Raw genomic sequence first — 15556 nt, 5'->3', positions numbered from 1 at the left:
ACTCAGTGGTTGGTGCCGCTTACCAAATCACCAGAAATCTGGGACATGACGAGGCGGGCGCCACTCACACTCAGGTGATCGGCATCGAAATACATGGAGGTTCCGCCGATCACCGCGTTGCATTCCTTCGGGTCGCAGAGGATTGCAGCGGGATCGATGAGCGTCAGGTCGCTGCCCCATGGCAGCTGCCTCAAGTGGTCGAGCACATAGCGATTGCGCTGCTCGTACCATTGGCGCGTGACGCCTGCAAAATTGCCGGTGGTCGCCATACGCGGCGAGGCCGCGATCTCCTGCTGTAGCGGGCGAGGTATTTCGGGAATTGGCGCCAGGACGAATACGTGTTTCCCCGACTTTTGCAGTTCCGTGATGGTGGCGACGAGGTCGTCCCACATCAGTTGGCGCGACTGTGCCGTGTCCAGTCCGCCAATATGCAGTGGCCGGTCTGGAATGGCTGGGTAGCCGGGCAGATGGTCACCGAACAGATGCATGCTGTAGCGGAACGCGACAAGCACGTTCTTGATATGGGGAGATTGCTCGATGCGCGTTATCGCTTCACGTTGCCACTTCGAGCATCCGGGCGCGGGACTTTCGTAACGCGCCGCAGGCGCGCACGCGCTGAAGGTCAGATGCAGCAAGCCCTGGTCACGCATCGCCAGGGCTTCAGCCAGTGCGTAGGCCGGCTCGACGGCGTGGCTGTCGCCAATGACGGCCCAAGTGACGTTGTCTTTGAAGTACGTGCATGCCGCGGAAGGTGACTTGAAGTCCTTGCCCCAGGTATGGCATGCATCGCGCTTGCTACTGAACACGGCAGTTTCCAGGAGTTTTTGCCTGGCTGCATCGAACCGGTTCGGAAAGCCGTTTGCCACGATCGTGACTGCCCCCACTGCGACCATTGTCGCAGTGCCAATCGACGTCAGCGTGACGATCCCTTTCCTGGCTACCTGACGGGAATTCCGGAAATAGGTCTCGATGTATCGCCATGTCGGATATGCGAGCACGAATGACAGAAGCACCAGCATCCAGGACATGGAATGCGCGAGTTCGGTGGTCTGGAAATGCAAGCGTGCAAATGCAAAGATCGGCTGGTGCCACAGATAGGCGCTGTACGACATCAGCCCAATGACGATCAGGACTCTATTCGACAGTATCCGCGTCACTGCGGTTTGCGAGCTCGCAAATGCCAGAATCAATCCAGCGCCGACGGTGGGCAGCAAGGCCGCTACACCGGGAAACCGGGCGTCGTGCAGGCCGAATATTGAAATAAATATCAGCAGAAGGCCGACTGCCGAAAGCATCTGTTCATGCCGGCCGATCCAGCGAGGAACATCTCCCTGAAGTTTCATGCTGGCCACTATCGCGCCCACAAGCAACTCCCAGCTTCGGGTCAGTGGTGAATAGAATGCGGATTGGGGGCTGCTATGCAACGCCCATTCGGCGTAGATCAGGGAAATTACGCCGAGAGCGAGAAATATTTCGGTTTGCCGGGATTTTCCGTAGCGCCAGATCAATGCAATGACCAGTGGGCAGACGAGATAGAACTGTTCCTCCACGCCAAGACTCCAGGTATGTACCAGGGGCTTTTCGTCTGTCGTGGAATCGAAATAACTGGTGGTCAGTCCAAAGTATATATTCGAGGAAAAAGTCGCGGCTGCCATCACGCTTTTTCCAAATGCCAGAAATTCCGCAGGCGCCATCCAGGTCCACGCCAGCGGCACGGTCCCTAGTACTACCAGGATCAATGCGGGAAAGATGCGCCGGGCACGGCGTTCGTAAAAATCCCGGATACTGAAAGTACCGTTCGCCCGTGCCTCGACCATCATGTACGTAACCAGATAACCGCTGATCACGAAAAAAATATCCACACCAGAAAAGCCACCGCCGATCCATTTGAAGCCCGCATGAAACAGAATGACGGAAACAACCGCGATTGCGCGTAGACCGTCAATCTCAGGGCGATACTTCAGGTGTTTTATCTGGTTGTTCATATCACCGAGTGACTTGGGCGACGGCTGGTACCAGTCACTTTGCGGGACGGGCTGCTCAAAGGCTGGTGATCATAACATAGCCCGTACCCGATACCGTTGGCGCTGCCCTCCCGACGATTAATTGTCAAGCGGCGGGCGTCCTATATTTTGGTCCGAAACGAATTGCGTCTAAAGGTTTACCTGCAAATTGAAACGTGTAAATTGCGGGAATCATGGCTTTAATCGAAGGAAATCCGGCATGTCGAGATATCGCTTGTCCCGTCTCCTCGCAACCTCGCTGGGCACGGTTGCAATCACCGCAGTCACAGCTTGCGCCACGGGGCCCACTTCCGACAGCCCCTCGGCGGGCGCGAGCCTGGCAGAGACGCGTTCAAGCGGCCCGAGCCGCTGGGAGCTGACGCGCTGGCAGCGGGCTGATGGTTCGTTGCGCGACATACCGCACGGTGACAATAGAGAACCGATTGTGTTCAATTTCAGCGACGGGATCGATTCGTCTCAAGGCACTGTGAGTGGTACGACCGGCTGCAACCGTTTTACCGGAGGCTACGGAAAGACAAGTACCGGTATCCGGTTCGAGAGGGTCGCCGGCACGCGGATGGCATGTCCGGGTGCCCGCATGGAGTTGGAGTCGGCCCTGCTCACGGCAATGCAGGCGCCGTTCACTACGGTGGGAACCAAGCCTTCGGCGGACAACCTCGGGCGCCAGATCATCTGGAAGACCGGAAGCGGCGAATTGCTGCAGTTTGCGGAGCGTGAAGGGGTGGGTCGTCGTGGCGACAAGGTGGACCCGGCGACAGGTAACGTGCCGGGCCGTGAGAAGGTGGTCTATATCGATTCAAAGCGGGTGGAATGTACCGGAGTTGGGAAGATGCAGTGCTACCGATGGCGCGAGTCGCCCGGCGTTCCCTGGCAACTCTGGTATGGACCGATCGAAGGGCTGGACTACGAACCTGGTGTTACCTATCAGCTACGTGTGCGTGAGTACCGTGTGCCTGATGCGCCCGCTGACGCTGGGGCGGTTCGTTGGCAATTGATGAATGTGGAGTCTCGGTCGCGGGACAATTAGGATGATCAGCTAATATGTCGGGATGATCGTCGCCAGTTTGGCGAAGGTGCGCTCCTCTTACTATGAATCGCAGCACGTTACAACTTTCGCGGGCCGCTGACGCCTTGCTTTTTGCCTTCCCCATCCTGGTTCTCTGTGTTCCACGTGGGGCCGGCGTCTTCCTCGCGGGCGTTGGAATTCTCGCAATCGTGGGCTGGCGCAGGATGGAGAGCGCATGGCGCGACCATTCCACGATTCTCCGGCCCCTTACGCTGACAGTGGTGGCCTTCCTCGCTGTCTTCTTCTTTTCCAAGTTTGTTCACCAAACACCCTGGGATGTTATCGACAACCCCTCGCGCGTCCTGCTTGCGGTGCTGACCTGCTGGGTGGTGGTGCGTGCGCGGCCCGATTCCGCATGGCTATGGCGCGGTATCAGCGTGGCATTGTTTGTGGCACTGTTCATCGTCGCGTATCAGAAAGTGATGCTGAACGAGCCGCGCCCGGGAGCATGGATTCAGGCGATTGCCTTTGCCAACATGGTGGCGGCCCTGTCGCTGATCGGGTTTGCCCGACCTGGAGATACAAGGGAAGTGCATGGCCAGGCGTGGCTGAACATTCTCTGCGGCGCGGCCATCCTGATGCTCAACGGAACGCGTGGTGCCATGGTGGCGATGATGTTGACGCTCGTGCCGATGTTGATGATTCGCTATCGACGCGTTGGGTTCAGAATGTTTGCGGCCGCGGTGGCGGGCACAATCGTTCTTGCTGCGGCTGCTTATCTTGCGCCAGGTAGTCCGGTCTCGAACCGAGTGGACCAGGCGATTAGCGAAATCCAGCAGTTCAAACAAGGGAATTACGAGACCTCGGTCGGCGTTCGCCTGAGGATCTGGGAGATAGGGACCGACTATCTGAGGGAACACCCGTGGACCGGTATCGGTGTGGGGCAGTTCGCACGCATCCTGCACGCAACACCATACTGTCATGAGCGCCCGCACTCAGCGGTCTGCGTTCTTGAGCATGCGCACAACGATATCGTCGAGGTTGCCGCGACCACCGGAGTGTTTGGACTGACCGCCTTCCTCGCGCTGTTTTTTGTGCCTGCAGTCTTGTTCTTGCGTGCGATGTTGCAGGCGAGTTCCGTTGGCAGCGCACAGGGCATCAGCCTGGGCGGCGGCGGTCTTGGTTTTGTGTTGGCCTCGTTGATTTGCGGTCTGACGCAGGTCACGATGGCACACCAGGCCAATGTGGTGTTCTACGCTGGCGTCACAGGTTTGTTGCTGGGACTCGCAAGCTGCGAATCGCTTGCAGGGCGCAAAGTCGAGCAGGGTGCGAATCCGCGTTCCGCGCCTGCCGCGAGTACGGCTTGAGCTTTTGCTCGACTCGCAATCGTTATTGCGCGGCGTCTAACACGTCGCGATCAACTGCGCGGCGTGTTGGCAGTCACCGCACTCTCGCGCCGGCCGCCTGTGCTGCGGGCCGGCGCCACTGGCGCTACGCCCATCCGCGCCTTCTCCGGCAACCGATACATCGCCCCGCTCTGCTCAGTCAGCAACGTATTGATCCGCACCACGTCCTCTTCCGACAACACGCCTGTCGATGCCTTCAGCCGCATGCCGTTCATGATCGTGTCGTAACGCGCTTTGGCCAGGTCGCGGCGTGTCGAGAACAGTTGGGCTTCGGCGTTCAGTACGTCGATGTTGATGCGCACGCCTACCTCGTAGCCGAGCTGGTTCGATTCCACCGCACTCTGGGCCGAGCGTTCGGCGGCTTCGAGGGCCTTCACCTGGGCCAGGCCGTTGAACACGCCCGAGTAGGTCTGCCGTGCCTGCTGCGCGGCAGTGCGGCGTGCGTATTCGAGATCGCTACCGGCCTTGTCGGCGAGCGCGATGGTCTCGCGTACGCGTGACTGGATCTGGCCGCCGGCGAAGATCGGAATATTCAATTGCACGCCCACCACGCCCGAGTTATAGCGGCTGCCCACATTGCTGAGCTGGGTCGCCGTGCCCTGCGCGTTGGTGTAACCGTAGGAGGCCACGAGATCGACCGACGGCAGGTGGCCGGCCTTCGCCTTGTTGGTCTCGCGCTGGGCGATCTCGAAGTTGTATCCGGCCAGGCCCACCTGCGGATTGCTCTGCTCGGCCTGTGCGGCCCAGGCATTCACATCGGCTGGCATGGGGCCGGGGATCGTCGCTGCGGGGCGCAGGCCCATCAGTTCGTCCACCGGCTTGCCGGTGATCTGCTGCAGCGTGGCGCGCACCACCTCTAGCGCGCTCTGGGCGGCAATCTCGGTGGAGGTGGCGAGGTCGTAGCGAGCCTGCGCGTCGTTGGTGTCCGTGATCGTTGCGGTGCCGACCTCGAAATTGCGTTTGGCCTGTTCGAGCTGCTCGCCGATGGCCTTCTTCTGCGCACCGGCCAGGTACAGGTTGTCTTGCGCGGCAAGTACGTCGAAGTAAGCCTGCGAGGCGCGCGTGATCAGATCGAGTTGGGCCTGCTGGAAGGTGACATCCCCGGCCAGCGTGGCCAGTTCGCCCTGCTTGTAGGTTTCCCAACGGTCCCAACGGAACAGCGGTTGCGTCAGTTGCAGGTTCCAGGTGTTCGCGTTGAAGTAGCGGGTGGTATCGACCGGCGAGCTGTAGTCGGCCATGGTGCGCTGGGCGCCCGCCGTGCCTGCCACCTGGGGCAGCAACCCCGCGCGTGCCTGCGGCAAGCGCTCGCGCGTGGCCAGCAACTGTGCACGGGCGCTGGCGAACTGGGCGTCATTGGCTTGCGCGTCGTGATAGACCTGCAACAGGTCCGCCGCCGTGGCAAACGGCATGTGGAACCAGCTCAGCAAGGCAACCGCGAGCGCCAGGGGTTTCCTGGCCCCGGCGGGGACGGCGGACAGCGCAAAACTCATGACATCTCCAGCACGGCGGCACGTTCAGCGCCAATGTTCGGTTACGGCGACAAGCGATACGGCGGGGGCGAGGTACGGCGGGTCTTACACTGCGTCGGTTTTGTGACCGGGTACTGCAGCCTAGTATTGCGGAACGGACGGATCGACCTGGGTCGACCAGGCGTGGATGCCGCCGGTCAGGTTGTAAACCCTGGCGTAACCCTGGCGCTCCAGGAAGTTCGCCACCTGCATGCTGCGCGCACCGTGGTGGCAGATGCAGACGATCTCGGCTTCCTCGTCGATGTCGTTCAGGCGGGCCGGAATCTGACCCATGGGGATATGCGTGATGCCGGGCATGGCAGCGGTGCGGATCTCGAGATCCTCGCGGACGTCCAGCAGCACCGGCTTGGCGCGGCTGGCGTCGGCCAGCCATTGCGCCAGTTCGGGGGCAGTGATTACCTGCATGGCTGGCTCCGGTTCAGAACTTGAAGCGCGACGGCTGGGCAGCGCCTTGCAGCGGGCGGGCCAGCGTCTCGAACAGGTTCACTACCTTGTATTCGGTTTCGGAGACGCGCGTCACAAGGCGGGCTTCCATGACCGGGGCGGTGCCGACGATGGCGACGATACGGCCCCCCACCTTGACTTGCGACAGGATCGAGGACGGCAGCTCCGGCACCGAACCCGAGACACAGATCACATCGTAGGGTGCGGCCACGACCCAGCCTTCGGCGGCGTTGCCTTCGGCGACTTCCACATTGGTCACGCCTGCGGCGGTCAGGTTCTGGCGAGCCAGTTCCACCAGTTCGGGACGGATGTCGACGGTCAGCACGTGGCGGGCGCGATGGGCCAGCAGTGCGGCCATGTAACCCGAACCCGCGCCGATTTCGAGAACATTTTCATGCTTGCGGACGTTCAGTTCCTGCAGCAGGCGAGCTTCCACGCGCGGGGGCAGCATGTTCTCGCCGCCGGGCAGCGGAATCTCCATGTCGACGAAAGCCAGTGCAGCGTAGGCTTTCGGTACGAACTGCTCACGCTTGACCACGGCCAGCAGGTCCAGGATTTCCTGGTCCAGCACGTCCCATGGGCGGATTTGCTGTTCGATCATGTTGAATCGGGCTTTTTCGAGATCCATCTTGCCTTTCCTTCCAGATACTTGCGGGGGTGCGATGCCGGGCGAGACTCGCCTCGCCGTCAGCGCTGTCATGTCGGTCGGTACCAGTTGCACGCCGTCCCGGGCGTGGCAGAGGCCGCCGTCTGCCGGGAAGTTGCACAAAAGCCCGCTATTTTACTCCGGCGCACCGCGTCGGCTCGTTTACAGAAAATTGGCGTTGCATCGGGACACACCCGGCCGCTGACGGCGCCATGCGCGGTCATGGCACGGCACCGTCCGCCTCGTCCTGTGAGGCTTGCGCCGCACGTTGGGCCATGAGTTCGTCGCGGATACCTTCCCAGACCCAGGGGCCTTGCTGCACCGGCAGGGGCGTATCGCGCGCCGGGCCAGTGGTCAGGCCGAATAACAGCATGTGCAGTAGCTGATCGACATAGGCGTCGGGATCGATGGCCGGCACGTTCAACTGACTGAACGACTGGCGCCACAGCATGAGGAACATCAGCGGCGCGCAGAATAGCGTGGTTGTCGGGTTGGCGGGAACGCTGCGGAATTCGCCGCGCTCCACGCCGCGCGCCAATACCCGGGCGAACAAGGCGTCGCCGGGTCCCATGACTTCGTCCTGGTAAAACTGTGCAATATCCGGAAAATTGCCGGATTCGGCGATGATCAGCTTGGTCAGGCCCGCTACCTGCGTGGCACCGATCAAGCCCCACCAGCCGAGCAGCAACTCGCGGAGCAGTGCGGGGGTGGAACCCTCGTAGGTATCGACGAGGTCTGTACCACGGGCCAGTGCGGGCACCAGATTCTCGCGCACCACCGATTTGAACAGTTCTTCCTTGTTGGCGAAATACAGGTACACCGTGCCCTTGGACACCCCGGCTGCCGTCGCCACGTCCTCCAGCCGCGTGGCGGCATAGCCGCGCTCCACGAACAGGTCCAGCGCAGCCGCTACCAGTTCCTGGGGACGGGCGGCCTTGCGCCGGCTCCATCGCCGGGTGTCGGGTTCAGTCTTGGGTGAGGCAGGGGTCACGGGATGACGGATTGCCGCCGCCAGGCAGCGACGTAATTAATAACTGGTCGGTCAGTAATGTAGAGGACTGCCTGCACGCGGTCAAGCCGCGTCCGGTGCGGCGCCAGGTTGCGCTTTGTTTCAGGTCGATCATCCGTGCTGAGGCACAATGAGCGCCTGCTTTTGGCAGTCGTGCCGTGAATGTCGGCATTCGATGATGAACCTTGATGATGTCCCGCGAGTCTGAACTCACTTGTCGGGCCGGATGTGGCGCCTGCTGCATCGCCCCGTCGATCACTTCCCCATTGCCGGGCATGCCGCAAGGCAAGGCGGCCGGCGAGCGTTGCGCCCAGTTGCTGCCCGATATGCGATGTGGCGTGTTCGGGCAGCCGGCGCGGCCGGGCTTTTGCGGCGGATTGCGGCCGTCGGCCGAGATGTGCGGCGATTCGCGCGAGGTGGCGTTGGCCTGGCTGACGCGTCTTGAGATCGCCACAGCGCCTGCTCCCCGTGTGACCGTTGTTTGATGGAGATTCACGCATGATCGCTTTGACGCGCCGGCGCTGGCTGGCCGTGGCCGCGGCAACGACTGCGGCTGCCGGGCTGGGCCTGGCGGGCTGCAGCGTATTCCGCAGTGAATATACGTTTTCCCAGGATCAGCTCCAGTCGGCGCTCGAGCGGAAGTTTCCGTTCAACAAGCGCTATATGGAACTGTTCGATATCCAGTTGGCCAATCCACGGCTGGCGCTCGATTCCGCGCGCAATCGCGTGACGGTGACGTTCGATGCCACGGTGGATAACCGGCTGTTTTTCCGGCAGCCGCTGACGGGTCAGTTCGCATTGGACAGCGCGCTTCGCTACGATCCGCCAAGCCATTCGCTGGTGCTGCAAGATCCTGAAGTGAAACAATTCGAGGTGAAGGGCGTGCCTGCCCAGTTTGCGCGGCAACTCAATGCACTGGGCGGCATTCTCTCCGAGCAACTGCTGCAGAATTATCCGCTGTATACATTCAAGCCCGAGCAGCTTCGGCTGGCTGGCAGCAGCGTCGAACCCGGTACAATCACGGTCCTGTCCGACGGTATCAACGTCAAGATCAATCGCCCGTAAATTCAGACGAACAATAATGCCGATGCGCCAATGACGCATGGCTTGCGGATCCGACATTCCGCCTTTTCGCCTCCGTGCCTACTTTTTTGAGTCCATATGGATATTGCACTCGCCCTCAAGGCTGTCATTCTCGGGATCGTTGAAGGACTGACCGAATTCCTGCCCATCTCCAGTACCGGTCACCTGATTCTTGCGGGCCAGTTACTGGATTTCAACGACGAGAAGGGCAAGATTTTCGAGATCGTGATCCAGTTCGGCGCGATCCTGGCCGTTTGCTGGGAATTCCGCAAGCGGATTGCCGCTGCGCTGGGCGGACTGGCGTCAGACCCCACGCAACAACGTTTTGCCGTCAACGTCGTGGTCGCCACCTTGCCGGCCATCGTTCTCGCGTTCGTGTTCGGCAAATGGATCAAGGCACACCTGTTCAATCCGATCACCGTGGCGATGGCATTCATCATCGGCGGCGTGGTGATCCTGCTGGCCGAATGGCGCGAGGCGCGTCGCGGCACGGTTTCGCATCCGCAAGGCAATGCGCTGCTGGAAGCGGCCAAGGCCGGTGCGCCGCGTGTCGAATCGATCGACGATCTGAACTGGCGCGATGCCCTCAAGGTCGGGTTTGCCCAGTGTTTCGCGCTCGTCCCGGGCACATCGCGCTCGGGCGCCACGATTATTGGCGGCATGCTGTTCGGGCTGTCGCGTCAGGTGGCCACCGAGTTCTCGTTCTTCCTGGCCATCCCCGTGATTTTCGGGGCGACGGTGTACGAACTCTACAAGGCGCGTGCGCTGCTGTCGGTCGATGACATCGGCATTTTCGGCATCGGATTTGTCTTTGCGTTCCTGTCGGCGTTCCTGTGCGTACGCTGGCTGCTGCGATTCGTTGCGACGCATGATTTCAAGCCGTTCGCCTGGTACCGCATTGTTTTCGGCGTGATCGTGCTGCTGACGGCTTGGACCGGCATGGTGGCGTGGCACGCTTGATTTCCTGAGCGGTAAAAGAAGAAGGGGGCCGAATCGGCCCCCTTTTTTATGCTTGCGATGCTTTGCGCTTACTGCTTGCGGAATATCACATCCCAGACGCCATGGCCGAGACGCAATCCGCGCTTCTCGAACTTGGTGACCGGACGATAATCGGGCCGCTCCGCAAAGCCGCCTTCGGCTTGCGACGTGTTCTTCAGGGTCGATTCACCGGAGAGCACCTCGATCATCTGGTGTGCGTATTCTTCCCAGTCGGTCGCGCAGTGCATATAGCCACCTGGCTTCAAACGGCTCGCCAGCAGTTTCACCAGCGGTGGTTGCACCAGGCGGCGCTTGTTATGGCGCTTCTTGTGCCACGGATCCGGGAAGAAGATATGCACGCCGTCCAGCGAATCTTCAGTCAGCATGTGCGCAATGACTTCGACGGCATCGTGATTCATGATCCGCACGTTCTGCAGGTCGCGTTCGCCGATCAGCTTGAGCAACGCGCCGACGCCCGGTTCATGGACCTCGCAACCCAGGAAATTGTCCTGCGGACGCACCCCGGCGATGTGCGCCGTGGTCTCGCCCATCCCGAAGCCGATCTCCAGAATGGATGGCGCGTCGCGCCCGAACGTCGCCGTCCAGTCGAGTGGCTGCGGCGCGTAGGGGACGATGAACTGAGGGCCCAGATCGTCGATGGCGCGCTGCTGGCCAGTGGAGGTGCGGCCCGCACGCCGCACGAACGAACGGATGCGGCGCGGATGTGCAACGTCGGCAGGGGCCGTCGCTGACGTCGCGTCGGAAGGCTGTTGCGGGTCGCCATCGGCGTCATCGCCCGGCAGCGTGTCGGTTTGGGTGTCTTGGGGAAGCATGGCAACAAAAAACCGCCCGGCGATTGCCGGTCATCGTTCGACCGGGTGCCAAAGGCGGCTTGTCAATGAAACGTGGAGCGGGCGATGGGAATCGAACCCACGTCTTTAGCTTGGGAAGCTAAGGTAATGGCCATTATACGACGCCCGCTATGGCTTACTGGGGGCGGATTGTAGCATGGGTGCGGGTGGATGCCTCCGGCGTCGCTCCCAGCCTGCTGCGGCATTTTTCCAACCGCATCTGCCCTCTCGGGTCGGTGCCGAGGGCACAATATCGCTTGCCCCCATTTCACGCCCGTCGCCCCCGTGCATCCCAATCCTGCCCAACGCTTCACTGCCGAACTGCTTCCGCGCATCATCGAGCGTTTGCACCGGCTGTCTCACGGCACGCTGCACGGCGAAGTCTTGCCACCCGAAATTCCCAACGAACCTGGGCGGCTGCGAGTCTGGGCGCCCGCGCGGGCCAATGCCGGACGATTTGCCTATCCGCTCGACATTACGCTGTCGTGGGATAGCTGGGAGGTCGATCGGCTGTTTGCGACCGGAGGCGAGACGCGCTTTGCGGAGTATCTCGACGCGCTGGCAGGCAAACTCGATGCCTGGCAGGAGCCCCGGCAGTTCGATATCAACACCCGCACGCAGGCCGATCCCACCGTGCTGATCGGTGGCCTCGATTTCGAGCATCTGATGCGCTAGGGAGGGACAGGCGTTGGCGTTATGGCGTTACCGGATGGTCAGCGTGCAGACTGCCGACTCCTCCGATCCCGCTGCGATCCATCGCAATCCCTGTCGATGGTCTACGGCATTGGGCAATCCGAGCCACGGCTCGACGCAGTAGAAATCCGAATCCTCGCGCTCGGTCCATGTTGTCACCGCATACCAGGGCACCGAGTGTGCCGCGTCGGGCGCGGTGATCTCGATCGTGCGGGCAGGGAGCGTCACGGTGACTTCGCCCGGCGCTTTCAGCACATGGAAGGTGTCCTGCAGCCGGGGATCGTCGAGCGCATAGTCGGCCTCGCCCGGCTCGGCATCGGTCAGGCTTCCGTCCTGGCGTTGCCGCATACGTGAGGCAGCCGGCAGCGTAATGTGGCTGCGTGAGCGGTCGCCATGGGGCAGGGCGAAGTAGAAGTGATGTCCGGCGTAGTAAGGCAGCGGCCGGGTGCCGGTGTTGGCGGTGCGCAGCGTGACCTCGAGCCCTGCGGCCACCAGTCGGTACGTCACCGTGAAAACGAATTCGAACGGATAGCCGGCCCGCGTGGCATCGGACGAGGCCAGTGACAGACTCACTGCATCGTCCGAAATGTCCGAGATCAGGAAGGACAGGTCGCGTGCGAAGCCGTGCTGGGGCAGGGCGTGTACCACGCTTTCCTCGTCTTGCCACTTGCCCACCTCGCCGTCCACGAAATGCCGGCCGATGAACGGAAACAGAAGTGGATTGCCGCCGCGCACCTTTGACAGACGCGACCAGTCGGCTGACGCCGGCCAGTACAGGATGTCCTCGCCCCGGTGGACCCAGCGCACCAGCCGCCCGCCATGTTCGGGAGCCAGTAGCAGATAGTCATCGTTCTGACCGATCTTGAGCAGATCCTGGTCCTGAAAGCGCTGTGTCGTGGTCATCGTGGCGAGGGTATCGGGCATGGACGTTGGGAGGCCACAGCGTAGCGCAAGTTGGCATGGCGCTTGCGAACTTGCGATGACGTGCGAGCCGGATGTACCGGACGCGCCGCGATGCACCTTGAAGGTGCGCCGCGCGGCGCAAACTGGCGAAATGCGGCGTCGCCACCGATACTGCAAGCGAACGACTCCATCCAAACATTGCGCCCGCCACCGGCGGAGGGAGGCACGTGTGGCCGAGACGACCCTGACCATCAGCAGCAAGACTTACTCCTCGTGGTCGTTGCGCGGCTGGCTTCTGACGCGCTTTGCGGGACTCGAATTCCGGGAGGTGCTCGTGCCGCCTGACGATCCCGCAGTGCGCGCGGAAATCCTGTTGCTCTCGCCCTCTTTCCTGGTGCCTTGCCTGCGTCATGAAGGCGTGACGGTCTGGGATACGCTCGCTATCGGCGAGTATCTCAACGAGATCCGGCCGCAGGCCGGCTTGCTGCCAGCCGATCTGGTGGCGCGTGCGCACTGCCGCGCCATCTGCGGCGAGATGCATTCCGGCTTCGCCGCCATGCGGGCGGCCTTGCCAATGAACCTGAAAGGACATTTCCCGGGCCTCAAGGTGTGGTCCCGTGCGCAGGCCGACATCGACCGGATCGCCACGATCTGGCGCGATTGCCTGGATCGTTACGGCGGCCCTTACCTGTTCGGCGCGCACCGCACGATGGCCGATGCGATGTATGCGCCCGTGGTTACGCGCTTCATCACCTACGGCGTGAAGCTCGATCCGCAGTTGATGGACTTCTGCAAGACCATCCTCGCCATTCCCGAGTTGCAGGAATGGATTCGCGCGGCGCGCGACGAGCGCGACGAGATCAACGAACTCGATGTCGATGCCTGAGCGGCGCGCGTAGTCGTCCCCTTCATCGCGCACGTCTCAGGCAACGCGTGACTGACGCGCCAGATAGCTGGTGGCGTAGGCGAAGTACCAGTCCAGGCAGCCTGGGTTGGCCATGGCATCGGGATTGGCAATCTTGTCCGCTGCATGGCCCAGCAACAGCTTCTTGATCGGCACCTCCATCTTCTTGCCCGATAGCGTGCGCGGCACGCCGGGCACCTGCACGATCTCGTTGGGCACGTGGCGCGAAGAAAGCCCCGAGCGAATGCGTGCGCGCATCGTGTCACGCAGTGCCTCGTCCAGTTGCAGGCCCTCTCGCAACACCACGAACAGCGGCATATAGGATTCGCGGCCAAGGTATTCGAGATCGACCACCATGCTGTCGAGCACTTCAGGCAGTTCTTCCACCACGCGATACAACTCGCTCGTGCCCATGCGGATGCCGTGCCGGTTGATCGTGGCATCCGAGCGGCCGTAGATGACCGCACCGCCGCGTGGCGTGATGCGTATCCAGTCTCCGTGGCGCCACGCGTGGGGATACACGTCGAAATAGCTGTCGCGATAGCGCTTGCCGTCAGCGTCGCCCCAAAGGAACAGCGGCATCGACGGCATGGGCTCGGTGCAGACCAGTTCGCCCACTTCGTCGATCAGCGCGTGGCCGCCATCGTCGAATGCCTCCACCTTGGCGCCGAGGCATCGGCATTGCATTTCGCCCGCATGCACGGGGAGCAGCGGACAGCCTGCGACGAACGAGCCAGCGAAGTCGGTGCCACCCGACATCGGCGCGAGCCATACATCGTGTCGCACGTGTTCGTAGATCCACGCATAGGCTTCCTCGGGCAACGGCGAACCGGTGGAGCCGATGCCGCGCAGGCGGGACACATCCGCGATCTGCGCCGGCTCCACGCCGGCCTTCATCGCATTGGTGAAGAATGCGGCGCCGGCGCCGAACATCGTGACCTTTGCCTCGTCGACGAAGCGCCAGAGCACACCGGCATCCGGCCAGGCAGGGTTGCCGTCGTAAATCGCAATCGTGGTGCCCAGCAGCAGCCCGGCGATCTGCGCGTTCCACATGATCCAGCCGCTGCTGCTGTACCAGTGGAAGACATCGTCGCGGCCCAGGTTGTTGTGGAAGGCCATGAGCTTGAGTTGCTCGATCACGATGCCGCCGTGGCCATGCACGATTGGCTTCGGCATACCCGTGGTGCCCGAGGAATAGACGATCCACAGTGGGTGGTCGAACGGCACAGGCTCCATGCGCAGCGGCACGTCATGTGCCAGTACATCGGCCCATGCATGCCGACGCACGCGTGCATCGATCTTGATGTCGGCATCAGTGTCGCCTGACGGCACGATGACGATATCGGTCAGCGAGGGCAGGGCGGCCACCAGATCGGCAATGACTGGTGCCCGGTCGTAAGCCTTGCCGCCGTAGCGATAGCCATCCACGGCGATCAGCACCTTGGGTTCGATCTGGCGGAATCGATCGATGACTGCCACTTGCCCCATGTCCGGCGCACATCCGGACCACACCGCGCCAAGGCTGGCCGTGGCGAGGAATGCAATGACCGTGGCCGGGATGTTGGGGAGATAGCCAGCCACGCGGTCGCCACGTGCCACGCCCATCTCGCGCAAGGCGTGCGCCATGGAGGCCACCCGGTGTTCGAGATCACCCCAGGAGATGTCGGCCAGCGGCAGGCCCTCGCCCGCGTGACGAATGGCCGTGCGCTGAGCGGCATCCTGCTCGCGGGCGTGGCGAAAGACCTGTTGCACGTAGTTCAGCGTGGCACCCTCGAACCATCGCGCGCCCGGCATGGTGCGCTCGGACAGTACCGAGGCAGGCGGCGTGTCGAAGCGGACATCGAAGTAATCGACGATGGACTGCCAGAACGCTTCGATCTCGGTGACGGACCACTGCCAGAGGCTGCCGTAGTCCGGGAAATCGAGCCCGCGCTCGCGGTGCAGCCAGTCCATGTAGGCGGCCAGCTGGCTCGCCTGGGCGAACGCCGGCGAAGGCGTCCTCATCAGCTTCCCTGCTTCGAGGGTCATGTTGTCTCCTCCGAGGCCCGTCTGACGCGGGCCATGAGAGTGATGGCGTGAT

At 62.1% G+C, this 15556-nt stretch carries 15 protein-coding genes and 1 tRNA gene; 7 read left to right on the top strand and 9 right to left on the bottom strand.

The genetic code is table 11. The features are described 5' to 3' along the window. Window positions 1-2 precede the first annotated feature (2 nt). Window positions 3-1985, bottom strand: coding sequence for an acyltransferase family protein (locus GA566_RS12175; protein WP_160472873.1), 1983 nt, complete (start codon window positions 1983-1985; stop codon window positions 3-5). A gap of 238 nt (window positions 1986-2223) precedes the next feature. On the opposite strand from GA566_RS12175, the gene GA566_RS12170 reads away from it, so the two are divergent. Together GA566_RS12170 and GA566_RS12165 are read left to right on the top strand one after the other, a co-directional pair. Further along, window positions 2224-3051 (top strand): META and DUF4377 domain-containing protein, encoded by an 828-nt coding sequence (locus GA566_RS12170; RefSeq protein ID WP_160472872.1) that lies wholly within the window; start codon window positions 2224-2226, stop codon window positions 3049-3051. Between the two features lie 62 nt (window positions 3052-3113). Next, window positions 3114-4397, top strand: coding sequence for an O-antigen ligase (locus tag GA566_RS12165; protein WP_137925110.1), 1284 nt, complete (start codon window positions 3114-3116; stop codon window positions 4395-4397). Between the two features lie 50 nt (window positions 4398-4447). Here the strand turns inward: GA566_RS12165 and GA566_RS12160 are convergent, their stop codons facing one another. The 4 genes from GA566_RS12160 to GA566_RS12145 all read right to left on the bottom strand — a co-directional run bounded on the left by GA566_RS12160 (window position 4448) and on the right by GA566_RS12145 (window position 8046). Next, on the bottom strand, window positions 4448-5926 hold the full coding sequence (locus GA566_RS12160; protein WP_160472871.1) for a TolC family outer membrane protein: 1479 nt from the start codon (window positions 5924-5926) through the stop codon (window positions 4448-4450). Between the two features lie 120 nt (window positions 5927-6046). Then, complete coding sequence (locus tag GA566_RS12155) at window positions 6047-6370, bottom strand: rhodanese-like domain-containing protein (protein ID WP_137925112.1); 324 nt, start codon at window positions 6368-6370, stop codon at window positions 6047-6049. Between the two features lie 13 nt (window positions 6371-6383). Continuing rightward, entirely contained in the window at window positions 6384-7037 is a 654-nt protein-coding gene (locus tag GA566_RS12150; RefSeq protein ID WP_160472870.1) for a protein-L-isoaspartate O-methyltransferase, read from the bottom strand. Window positions 7038-7275: 238 nt separating this feature from the next. Continuing rightward, complete coding sequence (locus GA566_RS12145) at window positions 7276-8046, bottom strand: TetR/AcrR family transcriptional regulator (protein ID WP_160472869.1); 771 nt, start codon at window positions 8044-8046, stop codon at window positions 7276-7278. A gap of 209 nt (window positions 8047-8255) precedes the next feature. Here GA566_RS12145 and GA566_RS33220 point away from each other — a divergent pair, with 209 nt between their 5' ends. From GA566_RS33220 to GA566_RS12130, 3 genes are all read left to right on the top strand, one after another. Then, window positions 8256-8549: a YkgJ family cysteine cluster protein gene (locus GA566_RS33220; protein WP_237380330.1), complete on the top strand. Its 294-nt coding sequence runs from the start codon at window positions 8256-8258 to the stop codon at window positions 8547-8549. Between the two features lie 13 nt (window positions 8550-8562). Continuing rightward, window positions 8563-9129: a DUF1439 domain-containing protein gene (locus GA566_RS12135; protein ID WP_137925115.1), complete on the top strand. Its 567-nt coding sequence runs from the start codon at window positions 8563-8565 to the stop codon at window positions 9127-9129. A gap of 96 nt (window positions 9130-9225) precedes the next feature. Then, window positions 9226-10107 (top strand): undecaprenyl-diphosphate phosphatase, encoded by an 882-nt coding sequence (locus tag GA566_RS12130; RefSeq protein ID WP_137925116.1) that lies wholly within the window; start codon window positions 9226-9228, stop codon window positions 10105-10107. Between the two features lie 68 nt (window positions 10108-10175). Here the strand turns inward: GA566_RS12130 and trmB are convergent, their stop codons facing one another. Together trmB and GA566_RS12120 are read right to left on the bottom strand one after the other, a co-directional pair. Then, the gene (gene trmB, locus GA566_RS12125; protein WP_160472867.1) at window positions 10176-10958 is read right to left on the bottom strand and encodes a tRNA (guanosine(46)-N7)-methyltransferase TrmB; all 783 of its coding nucleotides are present in this window, start codon (window positions 10956-10958) and stop codon (window positions 10176-10178) included. A 73-nt stretch (window positions 10959-11031) separates the two neighbouring features. Further along, a tRNA-Gly gene (locus tag GA566_RS12120) sits at window positions 11032-11106 on the bottom strand. 155 nt (window positions 11107-11261) lie between these two features. Between GA566_RS12120 and GA566_RS12115 the strand changes: the two genes are divergently transcribed. Continuing rightward, entirely contained in the window at window positions 11262-11651 is a 390-nt protein-coding gene (locus GA566_RS12115; RefSeq protein ID WP_370459291.1) for a DUF5594 family protein, read from the top strand. 27 nt (window positions 11652-11678) lie between these two features. Here the strand turns inward: GA566_RS12115 and GA566_RS12110 are convergent, their stop codons facing one another. Continuing rightward, a complete protein-coding gene (locus GA566_RS12110; RefSeq protein ID WP_237380159.1) occupies window positions 11679-12593 on the bottom strand; it encodes an aldose epimerase in 915 nt (304 codons plus the stop codon). Window positions 12594-12801: 208 nt separating this feature from the next. Between GA566_RS12110 and GA566_RS12105 the strand changes: the two genes are divergently transcribed. Further along, on the top strand, window positions 12802-13458 hold the full coding sequence (locus GA566_RS12105; protein WP_137925118.1) for a glutathione S-transferase family protein: 657 nt from the start codon (window positions 12802-12804) through the stop codon (window positions 13456-13458). Window positions 13459-13494: 36 nt separating this feature from the next. Here GA566_RS12105 and GA566_RS12100 read toward each other — a convergent pair whose 3' ends face one another. After that, a complete protein-coding gene (locus GA566_RS12100) occupies window positions 13495-15504 on the bottom strand; it encodes an acetoacetate--CoA ligase (protein WP_160472865.1) in 2010 nt (669 codons plus the stop codon). Between the last annotated feature and the right edge of the window lie 52 nt (window positions 15505-15556).

Source organism: Cupriavidus sp. SW-Y-13, assembly GCF_009793345.1.
Taxonomy (GTDB): Bacteria; Pseudomonadota; Gammaproteobacteria; order Burkholderiales; family Burkholderiaceae; genus Cupriavidus.
The sequence above is the reverse complement of the archived record's forward strand: the minus strand, read 5'-3'. Positions and strand labels throughout refer to the sequence as shown.

Coding starts and splice junctions, on each gene's coding strand:
- GA566_RS12175 (WP_160472873.1), bottom strand. CDS start 1,985: ATGAACAACCAGATAAAACACCTGAAGTATCGCCCTGAGATTGACGGT.
- GA566_RS12170 (WP_160472872.1), top strand. CDS start 2,224: ATGTCGAGATATCGCTTGTCCCGTCTCCTCGCAACCTCGCTGGGCACG.
- GA566_RS12165 (WP_137925110.1), top strand. CDS start 3,114: ATGAATCGCAGCACGTTACAACTTTCGCGGGCCGCTGACGCCTTGCTT.
- GA566_RS12160 (WP_160472871.1), bottom strand. CDS start 5,926: ATGAGTTTTGCGCTGTCCGCCGTCCCCGCCGGGGCCAGGAAACCCCTG.
- GA566_RS12155 (WP_137925112.1), bottom strand. CDS start 6,370: ATGCAGGTAATCACTGCCCCCGAACTGGCGCAATGGCTGGCCGACGCC.
- GA566_RS12150 (WP_160472870.1), bottom strand. CDS start 7,037: ATGGATCTCGAAAAAGCCCGATTCAACATGATCGAACAGCAAATCCGC.
- GA566_RS33220 (WP_237380330.1), top strand. CDS start 8,256: ATGTCCCGCGAGTCTGAACTCACTTGTCGGGCCGGATGTGGCGCCTGC.
- GA566_RS12135 (WP_137925115.1), top strand. CDS start 8,563: ATGATCGCTTTGACGCGCCGGCGCTGGCTGGCCGTGGCCGCGGCAACG.
- GA566_RS12130 (WP_137925116.1), top strand. CDS start 9,226: ATGGATATTGCACTCGCCCTCAAGGCTGTCATTCTCGGGATCGTTGAA.
- trmB (WP_160472867.1), bottom strand. CDS start 10,958: ATGCTTCCCCAAGACACCCAAACCGACACGCTGCCGGGCGATGACGCC.
- GA566_RS12110 (WP_237380159.1), bottom strand. CDS start 12,593: ATGCCCGATACCCTCGCCACGATGACCACGACACAGCGCTTTCAGGAC.
- GA566_RS12100 (WP_160472865.1), bottom strand. CDS start 15,504: ATGACCCTCGAAGCAGGGAAGCTGATGAGGACGCCTTCGCCGGCGTTC.